Annotated in this window: 7 protein-coding genes; 5 read left to right on the top strand and 2 right to left on the bottom strand. The window is 59.0% G+C overall.

The genetic code is table 11. The features are described from left to right. Positions 1-338: 338 nt before the first annotated feature. Positions 339-1,082: a phosphatase PAP2 family protein gene (locus tag ACWKWM_RS06695; RefSeq protein ID WP_483845360.1), complete on the bottom strand. Its 744-nt coding sequence runs from the start codon at positions 1,080-1,082 to the stop codon at positions 339-341. Between the two features lie 246 nt (positions 1,083-1,328). Here ACWKWM_RS06695 and colR point away from each other — a divergent pair, with 246 nt between their 5' ends. The 5 genes from colR to ACWKWM_RS06670 all read left to right on the top strand — a co-directional run bounded on the left by colR (position 1,329) and on the right by ACWKWM_RS06670 (position 5,091). After that, complete coding sequence (gene colR, locus ACWKWM_RS06690; RefSeq protein ID WP_483834195.1) at positions 1,329-2,012, top strand: two-component system response regulator ColR; 684 nt, start codon at positions 1,329-1,331, stop codon at positions 2,010-2,012. Beyond that, positions 2,002-3,282 carry a sensor histidine kinase gene (locus ACWKWM_RS06685; protein WP_483845359.1) on the top strand — a complete coding sequence of 427 codons (1,281 nt, stop codon included), beginning with the start codon at positions 2,002-2,004 and terminating at the stop codon, positions 3,280-3,282. Before colR ends, ACWKWM_RS06685 begins: the two co-directional genes overlap by 11 nt. A 192-nt stretch (positions 3,283-3,474) precedes the next feature. Then, positions 3,475-4,143, top strand: coding sequence for a class I SAM-dependent methyltransferase (locus ACWKWM_RS06680; RefSeq protein WP_483845358.1), 669 nt, complete (start codon positions 3,475-3,477; stop codon positions 4,141-4,143). A gap of 4 nt (positions 4,144-4,147) precedes the next feature. After that, positions 4,148-4,867, top strand: a complete 720-nt coding sequence (locus ACWKWM_RS06675; protein WP_483845357.1) for a lipopolysaccharide kinase InaA family protein — start codon at positions 4,148-4,150, stop codon at positions 4,865-4,867. Beyond that, a complete protein-coding gene (locus tag ACWKWM_RS06670) occupies positions 4,864-5,091 on the top strand; it encodes a hypothetical protein (protein ID WP_483845356.1) in 228 nt (75 codons plus the stop codon). The genes ACWKWM_RS06675 and ACWKWM_RS06670 overlap by 4 nt, the downstream gene beginning before the upstream one ends. Before the next feature lie 233 nt (positions 5,092-5,324). Here the strand turns inward: ACWKWM_RS06670 and ACWKWM_RS06665 are convergent, their stop codons facing one another. Next, entirely contained in the window at positions 5,325-8,381 is a 3,057-nt protein-coding gene (locus ACWKWM_RS06665; RefSeq protein ID WP_483845355.1) for a multidrug efflux RND transporter permease subunit, read from the bottom strand. Between the last annotated feature and the right edge of the window lie 10 nt (positions 8,382-8,391).

Genomic DNA, 8,391 nt, shown 5'->3' with positions numbered 1-8,391 from the left:
GCCGGACATCGGAGCAGGGCCTTTTTGGTTACTTTTTTCTGGGCCGGCAATCCGGGCTCTTGGAAAAAGTGACCCGCTGTAATAGCGGAACCAGTGTCAGCAGCACCATAAACAACGGATATACACACAATCCCAGTACACCCGACACACCGCATCGTCCGAATGCGGCCCAGACCGTCGTAACCTCCGATTGCTCCTACAGGGGACCGCGTCACCCGCGCCAGCGGAACCGATATCAGCCACACCTGCGATAACGGATATACACACAATCCGAAGCGTGTCAGCTAAACCGCATCGCAGCCTCGCGTTGCTCGTCAGCTCCTACAGGGGCTGCGGTTTCAGGTGGACAGGGGCTCGGCATCCAAAACGGTAGATTTCCGGGACGCCGGTCGATAAAGCACAGCGTAATAAGCCCCCAGACAAATCAACCAGCAAAACACCGCCGTCCAGATGTTATGGGAGAAAAAGTGCGCGCCTTGCAACATGCGCCCTACAGAAAACACCGTCCCCAATCCAAATGCGAGAACCAACCCCGCCCTGGCCAGCTTGGGCTTGCGGTCCCTAAAAACAAAAAACAGCGCAAACAACGTAAATCCTGTCGCCGCATGACCCCCAGGCCAGCAACGCCCGGGCTTGTCGGTGGCAGGGCGTGGGCTCAGCAGCTCGCTGTAGGTCTCTTTGCCGCCGAATTCGGTCAGGCTCCACGGGCATTGCACCGAAGTCACGACTTTGACCGGCGTCACGAAGCTGGTCGACAGCGCCATCGACAACACCAGACATCCCAACTCACGGCGCCAGGGCTTGAGCCGTTCGATGAAAAACGCTCCGACAAAACCCACCAAAGACAAAACCGCCAGTGCAATCACCGCCTGCTTGGCGCGGTCGTGCAGCACGTTTTCCAGAAAGTAGCTGTGACGCCCGATGAAATCGCCCGCCAGCGGGTCATAGGCCAGCTTGGCGATGTCCATGTCCAGAGACGTCAGTTCCAGTAACAAAAGGACGATAGCGGTGACGGCCGGAATTCCCAGGCACACCCACAGGTTTAGCGGGCGCGACTCTGGCCGTTGGAGGGCTGTTGGCATGTGTGATCCAAAGAAGATGTCGAGATGTGCTCGGACGCGATCCGAGAGAAGGCGGCAGAATGAGCGGATCGCTGTCAGCAACCTGTGAATCGGGAGTGAAAAAAACGTTATGCGATGCGGTGCTTTCCCTACGGCCCACTACGCCTTAAGCTGCCGCCAACTCTGACCCGTCGCACGCGCTTGCCGTTACATCCCTGCGTGGCAAAAGGGCTCAGGCCGTACCCTGCATATGGAGAACGTGCGCCCATGCGAATTCTGCTGGTTGAAGACAACCGCGACATCCTGGCCAATCTGGCCGATTACCTGGGGATGAAAGGCTATACCGTCGACTGCGCGCAGGATGGGCTGTCCGGACTGCATCTGGCGGCGACGGAACACTACGACCTGATCGTGCTCGACATCATGCTGCCGGGTATCGATGGCTACACCCTCTGCAAACGCCTGCGTGAAGATGCGCGACGTGACACGCCGGTGATCATGCTCACCGCGCGCGACCAACTGGACGACCGTCTTCAGGGCTTCCGCTCTGGTGCCGACGACTACCTGCTCAAACCCTTTGCCTTGTCCGAACTCGCCGCGCGTATCGAAGCGGTGCTGCGTCGCGCTCAAGGCGGCGGCAAGCGTACGTTGCAGGTCGCCGATCTGATCTACGACCTGGACACCCTGGAAGTCACCCGCGAAGGCCGATTGCTCAAGCTCAACCCCGTCGGCCTCAAACTGTTGGCCGTATTGATGCAGAAAAGCCCACACGTGCTGCGTCGTGAAATTCTTGAAGAAGCGCTGTGGGGCGACGACTGCCCGGACAGTGACAGCCTGCGCAGCCACGTTCACCAATTGCGTCAGGTGATCGACAAGCCGTTCGCCAAGCCGCTGCTGCAGACGGTTCATGGCGTGGGCTATCGCCTGGCCGAGGGCCGAGATGGAGTTTAAGCAAAGCCTTGCCCAGCGGATCATCATTGCCTTTGCCTTGATGAGCGCGCTGGTGGCGGGATCGTTCGCCATGGGCATCGTTGCAACCGTGCATCTGGTGGAAGAGAAGCTGATATCGGCAGGCCTGGGCGGCGACCTGACGCGACTGCTGCTGATGGACAACGTCAGCGACTGGAGCCACCGCCCTGAGCCGGACCAGCTGTTTTATTTCAGCGGCGGCCCGGGTGACTTCGATCTGCCCAAGGATTTGCGTCATCTGGAGCCCGGGTTTCACGAGGTCTTCCGAGGCCCCTTGTCTTATCACGCCATGATTGAAGTGGTAGATGGCCGCCGTTACGCCCTGCTGCAGGACCAGAGCGACTTCGAAGAGCGCGAGCGCGTGCTGTTTGCCGTGGTGCTGGTGGGTTTCGTGCTGGCGTTGGCTTTGGCGGTTTTCCTGGGCTGGATTCTCGCCCGACGCGTCATGGCGCCGGTGGTGCGGCTTGCACGGCAGGTTCGTCATCGAGATCAACTCCTCGGCTTGGCGCCGCCCTTGGCGCCCGACTATGCCGCTGATGAAGTGGGCGAGCTGGCTGTGGCCTTCGATGCCACCTTGGGTCGCCTGCGTGATGCCCTGACTCGCGAACGGATGTTCACCAGCGACGTCAGCCACGAACTGCGTACCCCTCTGATGGTGCTGGCCAGTTCCTGTGAACTGCTGCTGGAGAATCCGGCGCTTGATCAGCGCGCCAGGGCGCAGGTCGAACGCGTTGCGCGTGCCTGCGAGGAGATGCGCGATCTGGTGCAGACCTTCCTCATGCTTGCGCGCACCCAGCGCGATGACGCCGGCATGACGCCGCAACTGACGCTGCAAGCTGCCGCCGAGCAGCTGATCGCGTTGTGGCGTGAACCGATCGAATCCAAAGGCCTGGAGTTGATCTACGCCCCAAGCGAAGCATCCGGCAGGTCTTACAACGCGACTTTCCTGTACGCCGTGATGGGCAACCTGTTGCGTAACGCCCTGCATTACACCGACAGCGGGTTTATTCGTCTGACGTTGCACAGCGAAGGTTTCATCGTCGAGGACAGCGGCGTAGGCATTCCGGAGGAGAAACGCGAGGCCATGTTCAAACCCTTCGTGCGCGGCAGTGAACAGCGCGGAGAAGGTTTGGGCCTTGGGCTATCACTGGTGCAGCGGATTTGCGAGAACCAGGGATGGACCGTCAGTCTGGAAACCATGGAGCCCAACGGCTGCCGATTCAGTGTTGAACTGAAAATCGAGGGCGGCTAGAAATGCCGCTTTTAGGCCAATTTGCGGATAAATATGTCCGTTTTCTGACGAGCTGAACGTTCTCTTCCTACAACTCGTTGTAAAACCTCGTAACATTTGCCTAACCAACGTGACATTTTTTTCACGTAAGCATGACCTGAAGATCACGCCGCGCTGCCTACCTTGGGCGCAGATATTTTCAGGAGCGACATCATGAGCAAGCGAATAGAGCTGGATTTTTCGCGCAAATATGATCAAGACCACGCGCAAAAATATTTGCACAAGCACAAGGATGGATTGGCCCGGACGCTGTCTCATCGTCGCGATGAACAACTGGCCAGGCGTGCATTGGCGCTTGCCGGTGAGCCTGGGCTGGTGATGGACCTGCCTTGCGGCGCCGGACGTTTTTGGCCGCTGCTGGCGGAGAAACCCAACCGGGTGATCATCGGCGCCGACAACTCGGCTGACATGGTGGCCATGGCCTGCAAATCGCAATCGCCGGAAGTGGTGCAACGGGTACGACCCTTGCAGACCTCCGCCTTTGCTATCGATATGCCCGACAATGCTGTGGACAGTATTTTCTGCATGCGGTTACTTCACCACGTAGGTGAACCGCATCACCGGGCAACTTTATTGAAGGAGTTTCATCGGGTTACACGTGACAGCGTGATTATTTCGCTGTGGGTGGATGGCAACTTCAAGGCCTGGAAACGCAAGCGTGCAGAGCGCAAGCGCCAGCAGGAAGGTTACCAGAACCGTTTCGTGTTACCGGTGAACACAGTAGAAGCCGAATTTACGCAGGCAGGATTCCGCATCCAGGAGCGATTGGATTTCCTGCCGTTGTACGCCATGTGGCGTGTATATCTATTACGCATGAGGTAACAGGATGGCCGTTGATTTCGTTGCAGACCTGGCAGTACCGGCCAAGGACCGCTTCGCTTATTTCTGGAACACGCGCGGGGAGTGGGTTGAAGAGCCCAATCGGCGTCGCGGTGGAGAAAGTGGCGTGCAGCGAGTCGTGTCGGAAAACGGTCGGCTGCTGTACGTAAAACGGCAAACCGGACACATCTATCGCAGCTGGCTTCACCCGTTCGGTCGCCCAACTGTGCTGCGCGAGCGCGATGCCCTCGAAGGCCTGCGCCAACTGAATGTGAATGTACCGAAAATGGTGTTCTGTGGTGCCGAACGTGACGAAAGCAACGAATGGCGTGCGTTGCTGGTAACTGCATCGTTAGACGGTTTCGACGAAATCGAAAACTGGTACGCCGCCGGTGGCCGCGAACAGTTTGGTGAAGAAGTTCATGATCGGCTGCTAAAGGAGCTGGCAGAAAATCTGGCGCGCATGCACAAAGGCCGATGGCAGCACAGCTGCATCTACATCAAGCACATTTTTGTTCGGGTCACAGGCGAGGGCGCCAACGCCAAACCTGAGGTCGCGCTGCTCGATCTGGAAAAATGCCGCCGCCGTCTGACCGCCTATGCCGCCGCGCAGCACGACATGAAACAGCTGCGTCGCCACTCGTCGTTCAAGTCAGCAGACTGGAGCAAGCTGGTCTACTTTTACGAGACGGCGTTTGGCAGCCCTATCAAAGGTTTAGAGCGATGAAGTTAGAACTGGCTCGAGGTTTGTTTCTGGTGGGAGCGTTGGGCATTGCCTCTGTTGCGCTGGCCGCTTGGGAGCAGCCGCGGGCGAAGATTCTGGGTGCGGAACATGGCGAAGGAGTGTGCTATTTGCCACGCACTGTGAAAGCGGAAGTCGCTACGCGGCCCGACCATGATTTGCTGTTGTTGATGTACGGTTTGGCCCAGGGATCCGGGCGACAAAATTGAACCCACCCTGACCAAAAGGCCCCGTTGATCGGCGCCTTTGCTTTTGCCTCTGGCCGGAGGCCGTAGGAGTTGGCTTGCCGACGATCTGCCGGGAACCGGCAGTAAGATCTCTGAACGTTGAGTATTCGAAGCGCCGAGTCGCCTGATTTCAGGGCCGCTGCGCGACCCATCGTCGGCAAGCCTGACGCCTACGCCCTCCGGGCAGAAGCCCAATCGCGACGTCAGTTAAATCCTCAGGCGCCAGCGATTTCGGACTTGGCCTGCGGTTGCTTATCCTTGACCGCCAGCAACGTATAAACGCACGGCAGTACAAACAGGGTAAACAACGTCCCCACCGACATGCCCGTCGCAATCACCATCCCGATATCGAATCGGCTCACGGCCCCGGCGCCGGTCGCGAGAATCAAAGGCACCATGCCAAACACCATTGCCGCCGTGGTCATCAACACCGGGCGCAAGCGGATCGCCGCCGCTTGTTCGACAGCCTCGCGCGCTGAAAGGCCTTGATCCCGTCGCAGTTGGTTAGCGAACTCCACGATCAATATCCCGTGTTTGCTGATCAGGCCGATCAACGTCACCAGCCCGACCTGCGTGTAGATATTGAGCGTGGAAAGCCCCAGAAACAGCGGAATTAATGCCCCACAAATCGACAGCGGCACCGTCACCAGAATCACCAGCGGGTCGCGGAAACTCTCGAACTGCGCCGCCAGCACCAGAAAGATGATCGCCAGCGCCAGGCCGAACGTGACCCACAGCGCGCTGCCTTCCTGCACATATTGGCGCGACGCACCGGCGTAGTCATAAGCGAAACCTGCGGGTGCCTCCTCGCTGGCGATTTGTCGGACGAGTTCGATGGCCTCGCCCTGACTCACCAGCGGGAACCCGGAGATGATCGCCGAGTTGAGCTGCTGGAACTGGTTCAGCTGGCGTGGCCGCGCCCGGTCACTGACCTTGATCAGCGTCGACAGCGGCAGCATCTGGTCTTTTTCGTTCTTCACGTAGTAGTTGTTGAGCCAGTCCGGATTGTCGCGAAACGGTCGCTCGACCTGCGCGATGACCTTGTAGCTGCGGCCTTCGATGGTGAAGCGGTTGATCTCAGATTCGCCCAGCAGCGTGGCAAGCGTCCCGCCCAGGTCTTGCATCGAAACGCCCATCTGCGCCGCTTTGGCGCGGTCGATATCCACCACCACCTCCGGCTTGTCGAACGCCAGATCGATGTCCAGAAAGGCGAATTTGCCTGACGCCTGGGCGCGCTTCTTGATCCGGTCGGCGACCTCCAGCAGCGCGGCGTAATCATTGGGCGTGTTAAGCACGAACTGAAACGGCAGACCTTCGCCTGTGCCCGGCAGCGACGGCAGGTTGAAACCAAAAATCTGCAGCCCTGTGATGTTCGCAAGCTTGGCCTGGACCTCGGGCAGGATCGCCATTTGCGTGCGACTGCGTTCGTCCCACGGCTTGAGCAGGAAGCCGCCAACGCCGGTCTGCACGCCGTTGAAGCCATTGATCTGGAACGAGGAGTAGTACTCGGGGAACGCCTTGAAAATCTCGATGAACTGATCGGTGTACGCGTTCATGTAATCGAGGTTGGTCGGCTGCGGGCCGGTGGATATCATGAAAATAATGCCCTGATCTTCGTCCGGCGCCAGTTGCGACTGGGTGAACTTGAGAAACACCGGGATCAGGCACAGCACGATCAGCGCAAATACGATCACCACCGGGCGTGTGTTCAGCGTGCCGTGCAACAGGCGCTGATAACGCACCTTGAGGCTCTCGAAAACCGAATCGAGCTTGTGCGCCAGGCCCGTGGGGTTTGTGTCGCGTCGCAGCAACAGCGCGCACATCATCGGCGATAACGTCAGCGCGACGATGCCGGAGATGATCACTGCGCCCGCCAGCGTCAGCGCGAATTCCTTGAACAGCGCGCCGGTCAGTCCCTGGAGAAAACCGATGGGCGCATACACCGCCGCCAACGTGATGGTCATCGCAACCACAGGCATGGCAATCTCCCGCGCACCTTCGAGCGCGGCATTGAGCGGCGTCTTGCCTTCCTCGATGTGCCGATGGATGTTCTCCACCACCACAATGGCGTCGTCCACTACCAAACCAATGGCCAACACCATGGCCAGCAGCGTCAGCAGGTTGATCGAATAACCCATGAGCTGCATGAAGAACAGCACGCCGATCATCGACAGCGGAATGGTGATCACCGGGATCAGCACCGAGCGCAGCGCGCCCAGAAACAGGAATACCACGACGATAACGATCAACACGGCCTCGATCAGCGTCTTCACCACCTCGTTGATGGAAGCTGTGATGAACAAGGTGGCGTCGTAGGCGATGGACACCCTCAAGCTCGGCGGCAACTGGCTTTCCAGCTCCGGCATGATCCGTCGCACTTCCTTGATCACGTCCAGCGGGTTGGAACTGGGCGTGCCCTTGATGCCGATGTACACCGACGGCGTGCCATCGAACGAGCTGACCGTGTCGTAGTTTTCAGCGCCCATCTCAACCCGGGCCACGTCACCCAGCAGCACGCGGCTGTCGCCCACGGTTTTCAACGGGATGGCCGCGAAGGTTTCCGGGGATTTCAAGTCGGTGGTGGCGTTGACGCTGGTGACCACGTATTCGCCTTTGACCTCGCCAGCGGCGGACAGGAAGTTGTACTTGCGCACGGCATCGGTGACATCGCTGGCGGTCAGGCCGAAACCGGCGAGCTTGACCGGGTCCAGCCACAGGCGCATGGCGAATACCTGATTACCGAGGATTTCGGCTTCAGCCATGCCGGGCAGGGTCGCAAGCTTGGGCTGGATCACCCGCGACAGATAGTCGGTGATCTGCGGATTGCCCAGCTCCGAGCTGTAAAAACTGATGTACATCAGGGCCGAGGCGTCTGCTGCTTCTTTGCTCAGCACTGGGTCTTCGGCGTCTTGGGGCAGCTTGTTTTTGACCTCGTTGGCCTTGGCCAGCAATTCAGTGAACAGTCGGTCGCTGTCCGAACCGATGCGCGCGTAGATCGAGATCACCGAGAAGTTCTGGCGGCTGACCGAGGTCATGTAGTCAATGCCTTCAGCGCTCGCCAGACTTTGCTGCAACGGTTGGGTGATATAGCCCTGAATGGTCTCGGCATTGGCGCCGGGGTAGGCGGTGGTCACCGTAATCAGGGCGTTTTCCATCTGCGGATACTGGCGGATGGTCAGCTTGCTGAACGCTTGGAAACCCAACAGCACGATCAGCAGACTGATTACACAAGCGAGCACCGGGCGACGGATGAAGGGGTCTGTGAAGGCCATAATCGATTCC

It is taken from the genome of Pseudomonas rosaeacicularis (assembly GCF_057128745.1).
The sequence above is the reverse complement of the archived record's forward strand: the minus strand, read 5'-3'. Positions and strand labels throughout refer to the sequence as shown.

What these genes read in the sequence shown, in the direction of transcription:
- ACWKWM_RS06680 (WP_483845358.1), top strand. Translation starts at nt 3,475, where the DNA reads ATGAGCAAGCGAATAGAGCTGGATTTTTCGCGCAAATATGATCAAGAC.
- ACWKWM_RS06665 (WP_483845355.1), bottom strand. Translation starts at nt 8,381, where the DNA reads ATGGCCTTCACAGACCCCTTCATCCGTCGCCCGGTGCTCGCTTGTGTA.
- colR (WP_483834195.1), top strand. Translation starts at nt 1,329, where the DNA reads ATGCGAATTCTGCTGGTTGAAGACAACCGCGACATCCTGGCCAATCTG.
- ACWKWM_RS06670 (WP_483845356.1), top strand. Translation starts at nt 4,864, where the DNA reads ATGAAGTTAGAACTGGCTCGAGGTTTGTTTCTGGTGGGAGCGTTGGGC.
- ACWKWM_RS06675 (WP_483845357.1), top strand. Translation starts at nt 4,148, where the DNA reads ATGGCCGTTGATTTCGTTGCAGACCTGGCAGTACCGGCCAAGGACCGC.
- ACWKWM_RS06695 (WP_483845360.1), bottom strand. Translation starts at nt 1,082, where the DNA reads ATGCCAACAGCCCTCCAACGGCCAGAGTCGCGCCCGCTAAACCTGTGG.
- ACWKWM_RS06685 (WP_483845359.1), top strand. Translation starts at nt 2,002, where the DNA reads ATGGAGTTTAAGCAAAGCCTTGCCCAGCGGATCATCATTGCCTTTGCC.